This is a genomic window from Chitinophaga sp. 22620 (assembly GCF_052044405.1).
Lineage (GTDB): Bacteria > Bacteroidota > Bacteroidia > Chitinophagales > Chitinophagaceae > Chitinophaga.
The window spans coordinates 26,825-45,904 of the sequence record NZ_JBQEMV010000007.1; the positions used below are offsets into that span (position 1 = coordinate 26,825).

General features: G+C 54.6%; 15 protein-coding genes. 10 read left to right on the plus strand and 5 right to left on the minus strand.

Going from position 1 to position 19,080, the window contains the following annotated elements; genetic code table 11:
• Positions 1 to 250: 250 nt before the first annotated feature.
• The 4 genes from ACTJIK_RS24875 to ACTJIK_RS24890 all read left to right on the plus strand — a co-directional run bounded on the left by ACTJIK_RS24875 (position 251) and on the right by ACTJIK_RS24890 (position 6,822).
• A complete protein-coding gene (locus ACTJIK_RS24875; RefSeq protein ID WP_440650256.1) occupies positions 251 to 841 on the plus strand; it encodes an RNA polymerase sigma-70 factor in 591 nt (196 codons plus the stop codon).
• 68 nt (positions 842 to 909) lie between these two features.
• A complete protein-coding gene (locus ACTJIK_RS24880; RefSeq protein ID WP_440650257.1) occupies positions 910 to 1,863 on the plus strand; it encodes a FecR family protein in 954 nt (317 codons plus the stop codon).
• Positions 1,864 to 1,892: 29 nt separating this feature from the next.
• Positions 1,893 to 5,231, plus strand: a complete 3,339-nt coding sequence (locus tag ACTJIK_RS24885) for a SusC/RagA family TonB-linked outer membrane protein (RefSeq protein WP_440650258.1) — start codon at positions 1,893 to 1,895, stop codon at positions 5,229 to 5,231.
• Between the two features lie 31 nt (positions 5,232 to 5,262).
• Positions 5,263 to 6,822: a SusD/RagB family nutrient-binding outer membrane lipoprotein gene (locus ACTJIK_RS24890; protein ID WP_440650259.1), complete on the plus strand. Its 1,560-nt coding sequence runs from the start codon at positions 5,263 to 5,265 to the stop codon at positions 6,820 to 6,822.
• Positions 6,823 to 6,894: 72 nt separating this feature from the next.
• On the opposite strand, the gene fabF is transcribed toward ACTJIK_RS24890, so the two are convergent.
• From fabF to ACTJIK_RS24910, 4 genes are all read right to left on the minus strand, one after another.
• On the minus strand, positions 6,895 to 8,136 hold the full coding sequence (gene fabF / locus ACTJIK_RS24895) for a beta-ketoacyl-ACP synthase II (protein WP_440650260.1): 1,242 nt from the start codon (positions 8,134 to 8,136) through the stop codon (positions 6,895 to 6,897).
• A gap of 11 nt (positions 8,137 to 8,147) precedes the next feature.
• The gene (locus tag ACTJIK_RS24900; protein ID WP_440650262.1) at positions 8,148 to 8,702 is read right to left on the minus strand and encodes a TetR/AcrR family transcriptional regulator; all 555 of its coding nucleotides are present in this window, start codon (positions 8,700 to 8,702) and stop codon (positions 8,148 to 8,150) included.
• 210 nt (positions 8,703 to 8,912) lie between these two features.
• On the minus strand, positions 8,913 to 9,686 hold the full coding sequence (locus tag ACTJIK_RS24905) for a DNA alkylation repair protein (RefSeq protein ID WP_440650264.1): 774 nt from the start codon (positions 9,684 to 9,686) through the stop codon (positions 8,913 to 8,915).
• 92 nt (positions 9,687 to 9,778) lie between these two features.
• The gene (locus ACTJIK_RS24910) at positions 9,779 to 10,678 is read right to left on the minus strand and encodes a glycoside hydrolase family 43 protein (protein ID WP_440650266.1); all 900 of its coding nucleotides are present in this window, start codon (positions 10,676 to 10,678) and stop codon (positions 9,779 to 9,781) included.
• A 109-nt stretch (positions 10,679 to 10,787) separates the two neighbouring features.
• On the opposite strand from ACTJIK_RS24910, the gene ACTJIK_RS24915 reads away from it, so the two are divergent.
• Together ACTJIK_RS24915 and ACTJIK_RS24920 are read left to right on the plus strand one after the other, a co-directional pair.
• Positions 10,788 to 11,354: a hypothetical protein gene (locus ACTJIK_RS24915; protein ID WP_440650268.1), complete on the plus strand. Its 567-nt coding sequence runs from the start codon at positions 10,788 to 10,790 to the stop codon at positions 11,352 to 11,354.
• A 38-nt stretch (positions 11,355 to 11,392) separates the two neighbouring features.
• Positions 11,393 to 11,791: a hypothetical protein gene (locus ACTJIK_RS24920; protein ID WP_440650270.1), complete on the plus strand. Its 399-nt coding sequence runs from the start codon at positions 11,393 to 11,395 to the stop codon at positions 11,789 to 11,791.
• Positions 11,792 to 11,840: 49 nt separating this feature from the next.
• Here the strand turns inward: ACTJIK_RS24920 and ACTJIK_RS24925 are convergent, their stop codons facing one another.
• Positions 11,841 to 12,677, minus strand: a complete 837-nt coding sequence (locus ACTJIK_RS24925) for a TIM barrel protein (protein ID WP_440650271.1) — start codon at positions 12,675 to 12,677, stop codon at positions 11,841 to 11,843.
• 247 nt (positions 12,678 to 12,924) lie between these two features.
• Here ACTJIK_RS24925 and ACTJIK_RS24930 point away from each other — a divergent pair, with 247 nt between their 5' ends.
• From ACTJIK_RS24930 to ACTJIK_RS24945, 4 genes are all read left to right on the plus strand, one after another.
• Entirely contained in the window at positions 12,925 to 13,308 is a 384-nt protein-coding gene (locus ACTJIK_RS24930) for a VOC family protein (RefSeq protein WP_440650273.1), read from the plus strand.
• Between the two features lie 51 nt (positions 13,309 to 13,359).
• Positions 13,360 to 15,267, plus strand: a complete 1,908-nt coding sequence (locus ACTJIK_RS24935) for an AAA domain-containing protein (RefSeq protein WP_440650275.1) — start codon at positions 13,360 to 13,362, stop codon at positions 15,265 to 15,267.
• A 95-nt stretch (positions 15,268 to 15,362) separates the two neighbouring features.
• Positions 15,363 to 18,329 carry a sensor histidine kinase gene (locus tag ACTJIK_RS24940; protein ID WP_440650276.1) on the plus strand — a complete coding sequence of 989 codons (2,967 nt, stop codon included), beginning with the start codon at positions 15,363 to 15,365 and terminating at the stop codon, positions 18,327 to 18,329.
• A 55-nt stretch (positions 18,330 to 18,384) separates the two neighbouring features.
• Positions 18,385 to 19,014, plus strand: a complete 630-nt coding sequence (locus tag ACTJIK_RS24945) for a response regulator (protein WP_440650278.1) — start codon at positions 18,385 to 18,387, stop codon at positions 19,012 to 19,014.
• Positions 19,015 to 19,080: the final 66 nt, after the last annotated feature.

The window sequence follows — 19,080 nt, forward strand, 5'->3', positions numbered from 1 at the left end:
TACGATTAAAGTCCTGTTTATTCCAGGTAACGGTTCAGACTACCGGGAAAATACTCTGGGCGAAATTAGTGGAACACGAAAAACTTATCTATAGTACATTACCTATCATTCTTGTAGTATTCATACTACAAATAAATACATTATGATTATTATTAATGAGACAAGAGGTTTGCTGAAACAACCCATTATTTTATATATTTGACCGCTACCTTTATATAACCAGTACCAATTAACCAAAATCAATGTTGTAATGGTGGATGCAACAGATGAAGCATTGTGCGGCATGATCAGAAACAGGGAGCAGGCAGCTTTTACTGTTTTATACGACAGATACCGGAACCAGATCTACGGCTACACGTTAAAGCTCTGCGGCTCGCCCGATGTGGCGCTGGACGCGGTGCAGGAAGTGTTCATGCAGGTCTGGCTCAGGCATGAAACGCTGGATCCCGCGCTGTCGCTGAAATCTTATCTTTTCCGCTCGGCCCGCAACTACGTGTTCGATTATCTTAAAAAAGCCGTCCATAGCGAAAAATTCCGGCAGTCGTTCCTGCAGTCATTTGAAGAAGGCTTCGGCGCGTCCGACCACCTGCTTTACACCAAGCAGCTGGAAGCCATTAAAATGAACGCCATCTCCCGCCTGCCCGCGCAAAGGCAGCTGATCTACAAAATGAGTAAAGTGGAAGGTTTCAGCAACCAGGAAATTGCAGACCGCCTGGGCATTTCCATCAACACCGTGAGGGACCAGCTGGTAAAAGCCTCCCGTTTTGTCAGGTCGTATCTCCACCGCCATGCGGACATTGCCATCCTGCTGGCCGCATTCCGCATCATCCTGCCTTCCTGAAAAAATATTTTCCGGGAGGATCGTCTTACCCCTTCACTCAATCGTATTACTACAGAGCAAACCATCCAATGGAGGAAAATCACGATCAGATAAAAGCCCTGTTCATCAGGCTGACAGAAGGGAAAAGCACTCCTGCCGAGCGTTTGCAGCTGCTGGAATACCTGCGGCACAACCCGCAGGCGGAGGCTGTTCCCGAAGTGGAAGAGCTGCAGCGTGACAACTGGCCTCTCATGCCCGAATGGGCTGCCGAAGCCGTAATGGCCTCCATCCTGCAAAAGGCCCCGGCCGCCAGGGTGCTGCCTTTGTGGAAACGTACCTGGGTAAAGGTGGCGGCAGTGATGCTACCCATTATTGGCATCGCGGCGCTGGCCATGATGCATTATGGGAAGGGAGAAGCTTTCCAACATTATGTGAACACCGGCAAAAGCGTGCAGACCATCCTGCTGGCAGACGGTACTTCCGTAAGCCTCAACCAGCGCTCGCGTTTATCGGTAAGCACGGCGGGCGGACGCGAAGTATGGCTGGAAGGGGAAGCATTTTTTTCCGTGCAGCAGCAGGCGGCAGCGCCTTTTGTAGTACACACGGCCAATGCCCTGGATGTGACCGTGCTGGGCACCGCCTTTAATGTGAATGCGCAAAAAACGAACACGCAGGTAGTGCTCAACGCCGGCCGCGTGAAAGTAGGCGCCGGCGGGGAAAACATCCTGCTCCGGCCCGGGGAAATGGCGGATTATAACGCGGCTACCGGCAAGCTGACCAAACAGCCGGCGGACACGCTGCTGCACACCTCCTGGAAATACGACCTGATCGCATTCAAGGCGCAGCCCATGGAAGCGGTGATGGATACACTCGAAAAACAATACGGCATAGAGGTGGTGTTCGACCGTCCGGAAGCGGCGGCCCTGCTGTTCACCGGCTACCTCGCCTCCAACGATCTGCCGCAGGCTATTAATACACTAGAAGAGGCTTTCACGCTTAAAATCACGTTACACAACAACCAGCTACACGTTAACATTAAATAACGCCTTCAGCCAACTACCAAAACTTAACTATGAAAAAAGTCAGATCTATCAGTGCAAAACTGATAACGGGCATCGTATTGCTTTTCTGTTTGCAGCTTTGCATGGCGCAACCCGGCAGGGCCGGCAACCATCCCCAGGCAGTATCGCTTATTTCGGTGATCAATGAGCTGGAAAGCCGGTTCGACGTACGGTTCAACTACAACACGCAGCTCGTTAAGGGCAAACAGATCACGATCCCCGGTACCGGCGAGTTCAAAGCAGGGAATATCGAGGCAACGCTCAACAAGTACATCGCATCGCTGGGCCTTGTCTGCAAAAAGATCGGCGGCAGGCTGTATGTGCTGAAAGCCGGGCAGCCCGCGGAAAAAACCGCGCCGGACCTGGCCGCCGGACCGCAGGTGCAGGAAGTGAACGGCACCGTGAAAGATTCGCTCGGCAATGCCCTTCCCGGTGTTACCGTACAGGTGAAAGGGAGCAATAAAGGCATCACTACAGACAGGGAAGGCCGCTTTACCCTCAGCCAGGTGAACGATGGCGATGTGCTCGTGTTCTCCCTCATGGGCTTCGCCTCCGTGGAGCACACGGTGAGCGGCACGCAAAACATCACCGTGGTGCTGAAAGAATCCACCATTGCGCTGGACCAGTTCGTGGTAACGGCGCTGGGTATTAAAAGACAGGAAAAAGCCCTCGGCTATGCCGTGCAGAAAGTGAAAGGCGATGCCGTGCAAACGGTGAAAGGCGTGGACGTAGCCACTTCCCTGACAGGACAGGTAGCGGGGCTGGTCGTAAAAAACTCCACCGAGTTCTTCGCCCGGCCGGGCATTGAATTAAGAGGCGAATCCGCCCTGCTCGTGATCGACGGCGTACCCTACGGCAACACTTCCCTGCGCGACATACCGACAGACGATATTGAAAGCCTCGACATCCTCAAAGGCCCCACCGCTTCCGCGCTGTATGGCTCCAGGGCCGCAGGAGGCGTGATCCTCATCACCACCAAAAAAGGCGCCGCCGGCTCGGGGCTGTCCGTCAACATCAACAGCAACACCATGTTCCAGAGCGGCTTCCTCGCCATACCCAAAACCCAGAGCTCTTATGCCCGCGGGCAGAACGGGAAGATCGACAACGATTACGTATGGGGGCCGAAGCTGGATGCCGGGCAAACCGCACGTGACTGGAACCCGGAGACCAAACAGTTCGAGGACGGGCGCCCGCTGAATTCCCTCGGGAAAGACAACCTGAAGAATTTCATGGAGCTGGGCGTGGTGACCAATAACAATATCAGCGTATCCCAAAGCGGGAAGAACGGCAGCTTCCGCGCTTCGCTGAACCACATCTACAACAAAGGCCAGTTCCCCAACGCCAAGCTCAATATGTACAACTTCACCCTTGGCGGCGAACTGAAAGCTACCGATAAGTTCACATTGGAAAGCCATATGGGCGTCAGCAAAAGGACCGCGCCGCAGATCTGGGGCACCGGCTATGGCAACCAGGGATATATTTACCAGCTCACCATGTGGACCGGCCCTGAGTACGACATCCGCCAGTACCGCGATTACTGGAAAGTGCCCAACCAGACGCAGAACTGGATGTACACCAACTGGTACGATAACCCTTACCTCATTGCCTACGAAAAGCTCAACGGCATCCAGCAGAACACGGTGAACGCAAGCCTTACCGCCAATTACAAATTCACCCCGGAGCTGAGCCTGCTGGCGCGCGTGGGCTATGATATGTACAGCAACAAAGAGACCTTCACCAACCCGGCCGCCAACATCTACTCCACCCGCGGCGGCTGGAACGCAAAGGGACTGTACAGGATAGACAAAACCTACGGCTGGAGCACCAACGACGATATCATGCTCAGCTACCAGAAAAAAGCCGGCGACTTCACCATTGATGCGATGGCCGGGGGTACTATTTATTTCTGGGTGGACGAAAGCCTCTCCGCCTCCACCAAAAATGGTCTTACTTCTCCCACTTTCCTTTCCCTGGCCGGTTCGGTAGAGCCGCCCACCATCACGCCCGGCTACAGCAGCAGGCAGGTGAACAGCCTTTACGGCCGGGCCGCCATCGGCTGGAAGAACGCCATCTTCCTGGACGTTACCGGCCGCAACGACTGGAACTCCGCGCAGCCCGAAGAAAGCAGGGATTACTTCTATCCTTCCGTCGGCTCCAGCGTAGTGCTGTCAGAGCTATTCAAAATGCCCGTCTTTACCGATATGTGGAAGATCAGGGGCTCCTGGGCCACGTTTAAAACACCCGCGGGCGTATATGCCACCAACCGCCTCTATTCCACTACCACGGCGGCCTGGAACAACCTGAACTCCGCCAGCTATCCGGGCAACCTGCTGGGTGCGGACCTGCTGCCCAGCTCGCAGCGCACCTGGGAAATAGGCACCGCCGCTTATCTTTTCCGGAAACGCCTGAGCGTGGATCTTGCCTATTTTAATAAGTATTATTACAATCAGCAAACATCCGTTTCCATCCCCAGTTCCTCCGGCTTTTCGTCCACCCTCGTTAATACCGATGAAACTTATGTACGCAAAGGAATTGAAGTAACCCTGTCCGGCTCCGTGATGAAAAGAAGGAATTTCGAATGGACCTCGATGATCAACTTCTCCAACCAGCACCGTTATTATAAGAACCTGGATTCCGTGTACTCCGCCAGGAACCCCTGGGTAAAAACCGGCGAGCGCCTCGATACGTACACCGATTATTACTGGCTGAGAGACCCTGAAGGAAACGTGATCCACAACAACGGCTACCCTGTTGAAAGCGATTATGTGCAGAAATACGGCTACACCGATCCGAAATTCAGCATCGGGTTCATCAACACCTTCCAGGTAAGGAATTTTACCCTAAGCCTCAATATCGACGGCCGCATCGGCGGGCTGATGTACAATTACATCAACGATAAGATGTACGACACCGGCACCCATCCGGATACTGACAACGCCTGGCGTTACGACGAAGTGGTGAACGGGAAAACGAATTATGTGGGCAAAGGCGTTAAAGTGACCTCGGGCAGCGTCACCTACGACAACTTCGGTAATATCACCAGCGATACCCGCAAATACGCAGCGAACGATATGCAGGTTTCTTACCAGGACTATGCGCAGAAATTCAGGGAAGGCGATTACGGCGTGCAGAAAAAGACCTTTGTGAAAGTAAGGGAAATGTCCGTCGGCTATAAGTTCCCTTCCACTGTGCTGGGCAAGAGCGGCATTAAAAATGCATCTGTATCCCTCACCGCGCAAAACCTTTTCCTGTTCACCAAATTCAGGTTCTCAGACCCTGATGTGGACACGGAAAACCTGAACTCACCCTCACAGCGGATGATCGGCATCAATATCCGGGCGGGCTTCTGATCACAGCATCCATCAATCAAAACATCAACACATGAAACGCATTAACCGCATTTATATGTTATCCATCCCGCTGGCAGTGATGCTGAGCGCGGGGTGCTCCAAGTTCGACAAGATCAATACCAACCCCAACAGGACCACGCAGGCCAGTTCTTCCATGCTGGCCACCAATATGATCCTCAGCGTTACGAAGAACAGCATAGCCAGCACAAAGGGCTTCATGCAGCCTTTCCTGCTGGGCAAATACCTCACCTGGGGCGAGGGGCAGGAAAACTTCCAGTATAACCGTTTCGGCAGAACGAACTTTGACAGGCTTACCCAGCTGCGGAACATCCCGCCGATGATAGCCGCCGCCACGGACGAAGGCCAGCGGAAGTCTTACAAAGCGCTGGGCCACTTTATCCGCGCCTGGCTGTTCTTCCAGTGCAGCATGCAGGTGGGCGATATCCCCTATTCAGAGGCGGGCAAAGGGGAATCAGACAATATCATCCAGCCGCGCTACGATACGCAGAAAGCCGTATTCCTCGGCATCCTCAACGAGCTGGACAGTGCAAACACGCTGTTCTCCCAGGGGGCGGATTTTGCGGGAGACCCGATCTACAACGGCAAAACCGACAACTGGCGCAGGCTCGCCAACAGCTTCCAGCTGCATGTGCTCATTAATCTCTACAAAAAAACCGGGGATGCGGACCTGAAAGTGACAGACCGCTTTAAGGAGATCGTGGCCAACCACCCGCTGATGCGCACTTACAAGGACAATTTCGCGCTGACCTATAACGCCACGCAGGGGCAGAATTATCCCTGGTCTGATGTGCCGGCGGGCTCGGGCAATTCTTTCGTGAAGTCCAACTATACCATGCTCACCACAACGCTCATAGATCCGCTGAAAGCCATGGGCGACCGGCGGCTGTTCTACTACGCCAAACCCTCCCCGGTGAAGATCAATGGAGGCATGCAGCCGTCTGACTGGGACGCATATCCCGGGGCAGAGCCGTCCAATTCGTTCCCTTCGCTTCAGACGATGCGCGTGTCAAAAGATTACACGGACCTCAACAACCGTTATGTTCAGCTGGTAGATGCGGAGCCGGTAAGCGTTTACAGCTACCAGGAGCAGCAGTTCATCCTTGCGGAAGCGGCGCTCAGGGGCTGGATCGCGGGAACGCCCGCACAGGATTATTTCGCGGCGGGCATTACTGCCGCCATGAAGTTCACGGCGGCTTATACGCCCGACGTGGCGGACTACCACCACAACATGAAGATCGATGATGCTTACATCCAGGGCTATGTTACCACCAACGCCCTCATCGGTACTGCCGCTAACCAGCTGAAGCAGATCATCACGCAAAAATACCTGGCGGGATTCCTGCAGGGCTGCAATTACAGCGCCTGGTACGAACAAAGGCGCACAGGCTACCCGGTGTTCGTGCTGAACTCCGGCACCAATCTCAATACGCCTACCACGCAGTTCCCGGTACGCTGGCTGTACCCATCCAACGAGCTGAGCTACAACAACAGGAACCTGGATGAGGCCATCCAGCGCCAGTTCAACGGCAGCGATAACGTGAACGGGATCATGTGGATATTAAAAGACTGATCATACCGGGTATCTTCAATAGAAAAGGTTGCTTCAGCTGAAGCAACCTTTTCATTTTAGTGTCAATTCATTTTAAACTTTACGGAACACCACGATGCCATTATGCCCGCCGAACCCGAAAGTATTGCTCATGGCTACTTTCACTTCTTTCTCATAAGCCGATCCCAATACGATCTGCACGCCGGCGGGAATGGTCGGGTCCAGGTTGCTGGTGTTGATGGTGGGCGGTATGAGGTTATCCGTGATGCTTTTCACCGCAGCGATCGCTTCTATTGCGCCTGCGGCGCCCAGCAGGTGGCCGGTCATGGATTTGGTGGCGCTGATATGCAGGTGCGCCGGGGTTTCGCCGAACACGCGCGTGATGGCGGCTATTTCGCTCAGGTCGCCCACGGGTGTGGAGGTGGCATGCGCGTTCAGGTAATCTACTTCTTCCGTGTTGAGCCCGGCATCTTCCAGCGCAAATTTCATGGCCTGGTAAGCGCCCAGCCCTTCGGGATGCGTGGCCGTCATATGATACGCGTCTGCCGTCATGGCCGCGCCCGCTACTTCCGCATATATTTTTGCGCCTCTTGCCTTCGCGTGCTCATATTCTTCCAGGATCAGCGCCCCTGCGCCCTCTCCCATCACAAAGCCGTCGCGCTCCGTGTCAAACGGCCGCGATGCAGTGGCGGGGTCGTCGTTCCTGATGGACATGGCCTTCATGGCACAAAAACCGCCAATGGATGCCGGCGTAATGGGCGCTTCGGAACCGCCGGTGATCATCACTTTAGCCTTGCCCAGGCGGATATAATTGAGCGCGTCCATGATGGCCGTATTGGAAGTGGCGCAGGCGGAAACGGTGGTATAATTAATGCCCATCAGGCCATATTTAATGGAGATCATCCCGGAAGCCATGTTCGTGATCAGGCGAGGTACGAAGTAAGGACTGAAGCGCGGGTTGAAACCGCCTTCCACATACTCCGTTACCTGTTCCTCGAACGTTTGCATACCGCCCTGGCCGGAGCCCCAGATCACGCCGGTGTCGAAAGGGTTCATGGCGCTGAAGTTCAGCCCCGCATCGGCAATGGCTTCCGCGGCGGCGGACAGCGCGTACTGTGTGAATGGGTCCGTTTTGCGCAGCTCGGCTTTATCCAAAGCCAGCGAAGGGTCGTACCCATGCAGCTCGCAGGCGAACCTGGTGCGGAAACGGCCCGCGTCAAAGCGGGTGATGGCAGCGGCGCCGCTTTTGCCGGCTGAAAGGTTTTCCCAGAAAGCGGTAACATTATTTCCAAGCGGCGTAACAGCGCCCATACCGGTAATGACAACTCTTTTCATAGTTCAATGATTTATGCGCCAAGATCCTCCAGCAGCTGCCGGCTGATCCTCGTAAATGCAGAAGGTCCCAGTACCCTCGATAACAGCAGTGACGACTGGAGATTGGAGATCACGAGCAAAGCCCTGTCTCCCGCGCTGCCTTTAAAATGAAAACGTTTGTGTTTGCGCCCCTGTTCCAGGCAACTGGTCATCCACTCCACAATAACGCTGGCCATCTCATGCACTTTTTCCCGCATTGCGGGCGACAGCGTTTCGTAGTCCGGCGCCAGCGATCCCATCAGGCAGACGTTACCATTGTTGCAATGTTTGCGGAATACGCCGAAGAATTTCAGCAGCTGTCCGTCTTCCGGCAGCTTCTTCCACTTTTCCGCATTCAGCGACAACAAACGTAATTCCTGTTCAACAACTTCGATACCAAGATCCATTTTGGTGGGAAAATGGTAATGGACCGCCGCATTTTTGACCTGCAAGGGCTCGGATATATCCTTGTAGCTAAAAGCGTTAAACCCTTTCTCTCTTATGAGCTTGTCCGCCAGAGACACGATTTTCTCCTTTGTTTCAGACATAACATGCACATTAAAACGGGTGCAAGTTACTTACTTAGTAGTAAGTAAACAAAAATAAGCTGGTTATATCCTGAAACAGGCCGATATTGACCAGCAAAGGCCGGCATTGCGGGGAGTTGCCGGGGATTTTATACAGGAAGCGCAACCAGCAAAGCCCGTCTCTAAAATAACATTGCGGCGCGGGCTGAAGGAAACCCGCTGTTTTTCTTTCTATTTTCCCTTCAGCCCCAGGTAATGTTTCCTTTCTTTTTCATCCAGGTGCTCGATGGCGTACCTCAAAGCGGTGCGGGGCATAGTGGCGGCATATTTATCCAGGAAGAGCTGTAATTCTTTGCGGTGGCGGCTTTTCCCCGCTTCCCTGATCCATCCGCCGACGGCTTTCTGCACCAATTCGTGCGGATCGTTCACCAGCATTTCTGCGATCCGGAAAGTATCTTCCACCTCACCCTGCCGCAGGAAATACGCGGTACTGGTGATGGCGGTGCGCCGCTCCCATTCGTTCTTCGATTTCGCGAGCTTGTTCAATATCGTGCGCGGCTTGTCGAAAATGTAACGGCCCACCACGAACTGGGCCGCAAGGTCCACCAGGTCCCAGTTATTGATGCGGTCGTGGCGTTGGATGTACAGGTCGAAGAGTTCTTTGCGGCGGCTCTCAGGGGTTTTGTTGCTGCGGCCCTGCTTATCCATAATGCTGAGCGCACCGGCCCGCACTTCGTGAACCGGGCTTTGCAGCAGCTTGTCCAGCTCGGCGGGCGGCATGGCAATGAAGGCTTTGGCAAGGGCGAACAGCTGGCCCATGCGTATGCCGATGAACTGGTCGCCGTCCTGCTGCCTGAAATACCGCATCAGCTTTTCGCGCTCCGTGGGTGAAATATATGCCTGCATGGCTTTCACGAAATTGTCTGCCGTGGCATTCTCCGGCACATCGGGCTGGCGGATGGCCGGGGCGGCGGGTGTTTTCTTTGCGGTAGCGGTCTTTTTCATGGGCAGCCTGTTTAGGGGCATCATAAATGTACACCTCCTTTTGGAACCGCGCCCGGTGCGGTTGCGCCTTTCAACAGGGCTATCGTGACATTCTACCCTGCCGCCGGCCCGGCGCCTTCGGAAGTCATGATTACCCGCCGGATGGTGCCGTCTTCATTAAAATACAGCCTGTCTATGCACACGGATCGCCGGAAGCTGTCGCCGCCCGGGAGGCCGCCGTTGTGGTAGATGAAATAGGTGGCCCCTTTGTAATCCAGGATGGCGGGGGAATTCGTCTGGCAGTTGCCCGCCAGCTCGTTCACGATGCCTTTGAATTCCCAGGGGCCGTGAATGCTCCTGCTCATGGCGTAAGCCACTTTTTCGGGAAACTGGTAACCGTAAAGAAGGTAATACCACCCGTCGCGCTCATGTATCCAGGCGCCTTCTGAAAATTCAGGAAGCGCGATGGTGCGGATGGGCCCGTCCAGCTCGGTCATGTTTTCTTTCAGCGCGGCGTAGTAACATTGGCCGTTGCCCCAGAACAGCCAGGCCTGCCCGTCTTTGTCTATGATCACGGTGGGATCTATATCATCCTTATCGCTGCCGGATGCCGTCATATCGTTGCTGATGAGCGCGGAACCGCGCGCGTCCCTGAACGGCCCTTCGGGCCTGTCTGCCACTGCCACGCCTATCGCCCTGCCGGGAATGGTTTTGTGCGCCACCGCCACATACCAGTAAAACAGGCCGTTCCGCGCAATCACCTGCGATGCCCAGGCCCCGTCTTTCACCCATTCAAAATCAGTGGCGCGCAGCGGGATGGGGTGCTCTTTCCAGTTCACCATATCCTGCGATGAAAAGCAGCACCATTCATGCATTTGGTAATTGTATTCGCCCTCGGGCGTTTCGTCGTGGCCGGTGTACATGTACACCGTTCCTTCGTGCACGATGGCGGCCGGGTCCGCCGTGTATTTGTGCCTGATCACAGGGTTGCCGGTTCGTTGAGTTGCATTCATCCCTACCCGTCATCAAAAAAAAGGCCATGCCGGCAACAGCCGTAAGCGGGCTATTGTTATTAAGCTATTATCGTTATTTTTATATATACCCTGACCCAAAAACCGCTTCATGGATTCATTCGCCCACATCAAGGTGATCCTCGGCATACTGCTGGGCCTCAGCATCAGGCAGCTGCTGAACGGCGCTATCAAGCTGGTGCAGCACCCGGACCGTAATCCTTTCTACTGGGTGCATTTCGTCTGGTCTTTTTATGTGTTCCTGCTGATGGTGCATTTCTGGTGGTGGGAATGGCATCTCACGCGCATCCAGCATTGGTTTTTCCCGGAGTACTTTTTTATTATCATTTACATTATCGTGTATTATGTGATTTGCGCGCTGCTGTACCCGGACGATCTGAAGGATTACAGCGGCTTCAGGGATTATTTCTATTCGCGGAAAAAATGGTTCTTCGGCCTGCTGGGCGCCAGCTTTGTACTGGATGTGGTGGATACCCTCATCAAAGGCGTGGATTATTTCCGACATTTCGGCCCGGAATATCCCATACGCAACACCGTTCATTTTATATTATGCATGATAGCCATGCGCACGAACAACGCTACCTTCCACGGAATACTGGTGTGTGTGTTTCTTTTATATGAAATTTCGTACATCCTGCGGCTGTTCATTAATCCCTGATGAAAAATTCTCTAACTTGTTGTTCCAACTACAACCCTATGCGTTATTTGTTACCTCTCATTTGCCTGGTCGCCGCCTGCGGCTCAGCTGCAAAAGAAAAAAATCCCTGTGATAAAATAAGAACAGGCGAGTTCCGCTTAAAAGGCCCGGACAACAATGCTACATGGACCATCATGAGGAATGATTCGGCCCAGGAAGAGATCAATCACTACACCGGCAAGTCTACCCGCTTCGCTGTAAAATGGACCAGCCCCTGCGAATATGAGCTGCGGCTTATTCCCGCCTCCGATACCGGCAGTGTCTACGAGACGCTGAAGAAGTCGGTGATAAAGGTGACGGTCACCAATGTGAACGATAACTTCTATGAATTCACCACCGTCCGGAACCTGGACAGTTTTACGGTGAGCGGCCGCATGCAGATACTAAAACTGTACTAAAAAAGCCCTCCCGGATACCGGGGGGCTTTGATCAAAATAACGTACAATTTTATTCCGCCGAAGCGATCACGCCCCTGAAGAAGCCCGCTGATTCAGCGATACCGGGCAGCGGATCGGTCATGTCCTTTTCGTATTCGACGCTGGCGATGCCGGCGAACTTCACTTTCTGCATAGCTTTCACCAGTCCTGCGAAGTTGATCACGCCGCGGCCGATCTCCGTTGCTTTTCCTTTATTGGACGCCTCGGTCACATCCTTGATATGCAGGTCAAAAATGCGGTCTTTATATTCGCGGATAGCTTTGCCGGGCTCTTCACCCGCGCGCATGGCATGACCGATGTCCAGGCAGATGCCCATACGTTCGTCGCGGTTTTTGATGAGGTCGTGTACATTCTTCGGGCCGGGATATAATTTATCTTCCGGGCCATGGTTATGGATCGCGATGCGGATGTTGTATTCCTTTACTTTCTTCTCCGTGTAATCGAGCAGCTCGGGATTGGGCACGCCTACGATCAGCGGCACGCCCACGCGTTTGGCATATTCAAAGGCTTCGTCCACCGCTTTTTCACTTTTCATATAGATCACGCCCACGGCATATACCTTGATCTCCGCGGCGGCGAATTTGTCCAGCACTTCTTTGATCTTTTCAGGGCCACTGTTTAGCGGGAGGTGGATATCCTTAACGGAAATGAATCGGATGCCCACGCGTTTCATCATGGCAATCGCCTTGTCCAGGTCGAATTTCGCGAAAGTATAACCGGCCATCCCTACAGGGAAATTAACAGCGCCGGCTTTAGCGGTATACCCCGCGCTGGCCAGGACCGGCGAAACCGTGGTTACAGCCACGCCCAGTGCGGCATTCCGCAGGAAGCTCCTTCTTGAAGACATATTATAACTGATTTATGTTGACTCAAGTTGGTCATTTTTCTGATTTTTTTTCTAAAAATATTGACGGCCGGTATTTGTCTTCACAAGAAATCCGGCAGCAACCCGGGAAGGGATGATATGCCCGCGGCATCGCTATAAAACAACCATAAACACACTGCTGTTGCTCATTCAGCCCGTGCATTTGCCGCATTTGCCCCTCTTCCGAACCCCGCAAAGAGAGTAACTTCAGGTAAATAAAAACCGGCTTATGTTCAACAACACCAAAGCATTCAGCAGCTTCTCCGTGAATGACCTGAAAAAGGCAAAAGAATTCTATGGCCAGATGCTTGGCCTCAACCTGGAAGAAGGAGAAATGGACACACTCACCCTGAAGATCGCAGGAGGAGCCAGCATACTGATCTACCCGAAACCCGATCATACGCCCGCCAGCTTCACCATCCTCAATTTCCCGGTAAAGGATATAGAGCAGTCCGTGGACCAGCTGGCGCAGAAAGGCGTGCGGTTCGAGCAATACGAAGGCGAGCTGAAAACCGATAAAAAAGGCATCTTCCGTGGCGGCGGGCCGCTCATCGCATGGTTCACCGATCCTGCGGGGAATATCCTGTCCGTATTACAGGAAGGGGAAAAATGACCCATCCCTTCCACTGCCGCGGGCTGACGGGATAAATCGTACCTTTGCGCGATGGATTATTTTGCAAGGTTGCAGGAATTGCTGAAAACAGAAAGGGAAGAAGACAGGAAAAACTACCACCAGCTCACGGAAACCGCTCCCGTGGCTGTAAGGCGGGCCAACGGCCTTACCTGGTACCCTATTGCCATCCGCGGTTCCGAAATGAGCAGGGGCGATTACCTGACTGTTGAGCTTGAACGCACCACCCACCAGGAGATCGTTCACCAGCTGCGTTTCGGCGCGGCCGCCATGCTGTTCTCCAACCACAATCCCAAAGAAGACCACCTGGAAGGCGTCATCTCCTGGCAAAGCGGCAACCGCCTGAAGCTCACCCTCCGCACAGACGAATTGCCGGACTGGGCGGACGACGGCAAGCTGGGCATCGACCTGCTGTTCGACGACAACAGCTACGATGAAATGCAAAACGCCCTCAAACAAGCGGCCGCGCTGGCTGAAAAGCCCAACGAAGGCCGCCTCGTGCGCATCCTCACCGGTTCGCAGGCGCCCTCGTTCCATGCAGACGCGCCGCCTTTTCAACATCCCCGCCTTAATGCATCGCAGCAGGAAGCTGTTCAGAAAATACTTTCCGCCAACGACGTAGCCGTTGTTCACGGCCCGCCGGGCACCGGCAAAACCACCACGCTGGTACAGGCTATCAAAGCCATCGCAGCACAACAGCCCGGGCAGATACTCGTGGTGGCGCCCAGCAATACCGCGGTGGACCTGCTCAGTGAAAAACTTTCAGAAGAAGGCCTCAACGTGCTGCGCGTAGGCAATCCCGCCCGCGTGTCAGACAGGCTTGCCTCGCTTACGCTGGACAGCAGGATCGCCGGCCATCCCGGCATCAGGGAGATCAAACGCCTGAAAAAACAGGCCGGCGAATTCCGCGATATGGCACACAAATACAAACGCAACTTCGGCAAAGCCGAAAGAGAACAGAGGAAAGCGCTGTTCACCGAAGCAAAGAACATCATGAAGTCCGTGGAGAGCACGGAACAGTATATCATAGACGATGTGATGTCCAAGGCCCGGGTGGTGGCCGCCACACTGGTAGGCGCCAGTCATTATACCGTGCGCAACCGCCATTACCATACCGTAGTAATAGACGAAGCAGGTCAGGCATTGGAACCCGCCTGCTGGATACCCATCCTGAAAGGACAGAAAGTAGTGCTGGCGGGAGATCATTGCCAGTTGTCGCCCACCATCAAATCCGCCGAAGCGGCCCGCAAAGGCCTGAGCACAACGCTGCTTGAAAAATGTGCCGCATTGTACCCCGAAGCCGTAGTAATGCTCGAAGAACAGTACCGCATGCACGAAACCATTATGGGTTATTCCTCTTCCATTTTTTACAAAGACAAATTAAGGGCGCACGCTTCCGTTGCACAGCACCTGCTCCATCCCGAAGAGGCGCCGCTGGCTTTTGTGGACACCGCCGGCTGCGGTTTCGATGAAAAAACAGAGGGCACCAGCACGAGCAATCCCGAAGAAGCCGCTTTCCTTTTCAAACATCTCAACCAGCTGGTAAGCGCGCTGCACCCGCATTACAAGCCGGAAAGCTTCCCCTCCATCGCCGTGATCTCGCCTTACAAAGAACAGATCTACCTGCTGAAAGAACAGCTGGAACATTCGCCCGCGCTGAAAGCCTATGGCGATAAAATATCCGTGAATACGATCGACAGCTTCCAGGGGCAGGAGCGCGACATCGTGTACATCAGCATGACGCGCAGCAATACCGAAAACAAGATCGGCTTCCTTTCAGACGTGCGCCGGATGAACGTGGCCATGACGCGGGCGCGGAAAAAGCTGGTGGTGATCGGCGACAGCGCCACGCTTTCGCAGCTGCCTTTCTATGCGGATTTCATCGCCTATGCCGAAGCGCGCGACGCATACCGCAGCGCCTGGGAATACATGGAAAACTAATTATATTGTATTTTAGCCCGGGAAAGCGGTGTATTCCCCTATGCCGGCGCCATGCCGCGTGAATTCCCGGAGCGCTTTCCGTAACCATGCATATCATGACCCGCACCTGGATGTTCTGCTGCCTTTGTTTGCTGCCATGCATGCTGTTCGCCCACGAGGGCCTGCGGTTCCGCTTCCTGGACCTGCCCGCCTCCCTGCGCGACGTAAGCATCACGCATGTGGCGGAAGACCGGAAAGGGATACTTTGGTTTTCCACCAGCAGCGGCCTGCACCGCTACGATGGCAACCGCCTCCTCACGTTCGACCTCTTCAGCAAACCCGCCCTCATCAGCAACGCCGTGAGCTGCCTGCTGGCAGACGGGCACGACCGCATCTGGGCCGGCACGCCCAACGGCCTTACCATGATAGACCTGCATACCTGGAAAGCCACATCCTGGCCATACCGCCCCGGCTCCAAAGAAAACCTCGTGTTAAAGTTCATGTGCGAAGGGAAAGACGGCACTGTTTACCTCATCTCCGACAACGCGGCGCTGTACCGCATCAGCGGCGGTCAATTGACCGAAGCGGCTGATCTGAGCAAGCTCCTGCCGGGGAAGAATATACAATTGAGCGGGGTATTCGAGCCGGTAAAAGGCGAGTTGTGGCTATTGGTGAACGGTCGCTTCGCGATCATGCAGCAGCAAAAGATTGTACGTTATTTCCCTTCCGTGGAAATGAAAGATGCCATCACGGAAAAAGTGCTCTTCCACGAAAGCGGCAAAGTGATCTTCAACGTGGCCGGCGACGGCATCTACATCGGCAGCATGGCCACCGGCGAAGTATCCCGCTGGAAACACCCGCTCAACGATTCCCTCGCCGGCCAGCGGAAGATCAGCTTTTTCCCCATGCATCACGGCTATGCCGGCATTTATATCAATAAATACGGCTTCATCGGCCTTGATCCGGTAAGCGGTAAAATACAGGAATCAGAACCCGAAGTGATGCAGCATTTCACCAATGCCGGCATGCTGCTGTTCCAGGGAAGGGATGAAAAAAACTATTTCAGCTTCAACAAAGGCATTGCGGTGCTGGAGCCCGTCAGCACCCTTTTCCGCAACTACCTCGGCACCGCTTCTTCTGAAACGGTGCCTTACAGCGTGCGCAGTCTTTACCGGCATACAGACGGCGCCTGGTTCATCGGCAATTACCGCGACGGGCTGACGTTGCTGGATGAAAAGACCGGGCGCTTCAAACAGCTTGCGCAACGGTTCGTGTACGCCATGTTGCCCTGGAGCAAAGACACTTTGCTGGCAGCCACCGAAGGCGACGGCCTCCTATGGCTGAATATCCCGCAACGCAGCCTGAGCCCCGTACGCAGCAGCGCAACAGGCGGTATTACATCGCTCGCCCGGTACACTACGAGTCTCTGCCGCGAAAACGATTCGCTGGTATGGGCCGGCACCTACAGCGGACTTTTCCTGGTGAATGTCCGTGCAGGCCGTACCGTACCTGTGCCGGCCATTGATGGCCATCAGCGTATCATGACCGCGAAGATCAACCAGGTAATGATAAAGGGTTCGCTGCGATACATCGCCACCGCGGCCGGGCTTTTTATTTACAATACCGCTACCGGCGAAATACGCAAAGCCGCGGCAGAGCAGCCTGAAACCGGCGTGTACTGCCTGCGGGAAGTGAACGGCCGCATCTGGGCCGGCACCAACGGCCGCGGCATCTTGGTGCTGGATGCGGCAGGCCAGCCCGTGGAAACATTGAACTCCACCGGGGGCCTCGCAGGCAACGCCGTATATTCCATGTTGTCCGACGGCGGCTATCTTGTGGCCGGAACGGACCATGGCCTGAGCCTGGTGCAGGCGGACAATTTTGCCATCCGGAATTATTCCCGGCTGGATAAGCTGCCGTCCAACGAATTCAATCATTCCGCCGCGCTGCAAAGCGACGGCAGGATGTACTTCGGCACCATCAACGGCTTCACCTGCTTCAGCCTCTCGCAATTGCTGGCCGCCGGCACCACGCATGCGCTGCCGCCCGTTTATTTCACCAGCTTTACCACCAGCAGCAACAAAGGCCAGGTGCAGGATTATACCCTGCCGTACAAAACGTTGAAGTCGCTGGAAGTGCAGCCGGGCACTGAATATTTTTCCCTCCGCTTCGGCGGGCCCGACCATGAAGCGAGGCAGCTGCAATATTATTACCGTTTAAAGGAAGAAGAATGGAAAGAGATCGGCCGGCAGCCGGAGATCAGCTTTGCGGGCCTTGTGCCGGGGAAATACCTCGTGCAGCTGGCCGCCCGCATCACGCCGGGCAGCCCGGTGCAACCTTTGCTTTCGCTGCCGCTCACCGTTTTCCCTTCCTGGTACCAGACCTGGTGGTTCCGAATACTGGCAGTGCTGCTGGGTGCGGGCGTGGTCTGGTCCGCCTGGCGTTACCGCATGCGGCAGCTGCTTAAAGAGCAGCAGCTGCGCACTAAAATAGCCGGCGACCTCCACGACGAAGTAGGCAGCTCCCTCACCCGCATCTACTTCCAGGCAGACCTGCTGCGCATGAAAGAAGAACATACCCCCGCCCTGCAAAAAATTGCCGACACCAGCCGCGATGCGCTCACTACCATGAGCGATATGGTCTGGTCCATAGACGCGCGGTTCGATACCGCGGCAGACCTTGTAAGCCGTATGCGCGATTACGTGATGAAGCTCCAGCAGGACCTCGGTCTTTCCTGCAGCTTCCAGGTAACGGGCAGCTATGCGGAAAGGGCCCTGAGCCAGATGATCCGGCAGAACTTCTTCCTCATTTTCAAGGAAGCAGTGAACAATGCAGCGCGGTATACCGCCGGGGGCAACATGAGCATCGCGCTTCACTTCGGGCAGCAGCTGGTGCTGGAAGTGCAGAACCCTTGTGACGAACATGCCGGCGAATATGCCGAAGAACATGCCCGCCCGCTCCGAACCTACCAGGGCGGCCAGGGCCTCCAGCATATGCGCATCCGGGCGGGGCGCATGAAAGGCGCGCTGGAAACCGGCGCGCAGAACGGCCTCTTTACCGTTGCGCTCACCGTTCCATGGTAAAGCCTCCCCCAAAAGAGGGAGAGATTCTTTCACTTGTAATACACATCTTTACAATATGATTCACCTGGGGATACTGGAAGACGATGCGGAGATCCGGCATACCTTAACGGAGTATTTCTCCCGGCAACCCGGTTTTACCTGCGCGGTGAGCGCGGGAGACGTTGCTTCCTTCCTCGACGCCTGGGACGACCAGACCCAGCTGGACATGGTGCTGTCAGACATCAGCCTGCCCGGGGAATCAGGCATACAGGGCATTCACCGCATCAAACGCCGCGCCCCCCGCTGCCAGGTGGTAATGCTTACGGTGTACGACGACCCGGAAAAGATATTCCAGGCGCTTTGCGCGGGAGCCACCGGTTACCTGCTGAAACAAACCTCCCTGCAGAAGATCAGGGAAGGACTGATCAGCCTCCGCGACGGAGGCGCCCCGATGTCTCCTGGTGTAGCGCGGAAAGTGGTGGCATATTTCAATCCAAGATCGGCGGACAACCTGGAGGAAAAACTCACGCCCAGGGAAGCGCAGATACTCCAGGCCATAGAAGAAGGCCTTACCAACAAAGAGACCGCCATCAGGCTGGACATTTCACTGGAAACCGTCAAAACGCATATCAAAAATATATACCAGAAGCTGGAGGTAAACAGCCGCCACGCGCTTATTTCAGGCAGGTACAAAAAACTTTCCTGAACGGCACACTGGTTCAGTAATATAAATCAACGCATGTACGGAAGTCATGTTTAATGTCCTATATTC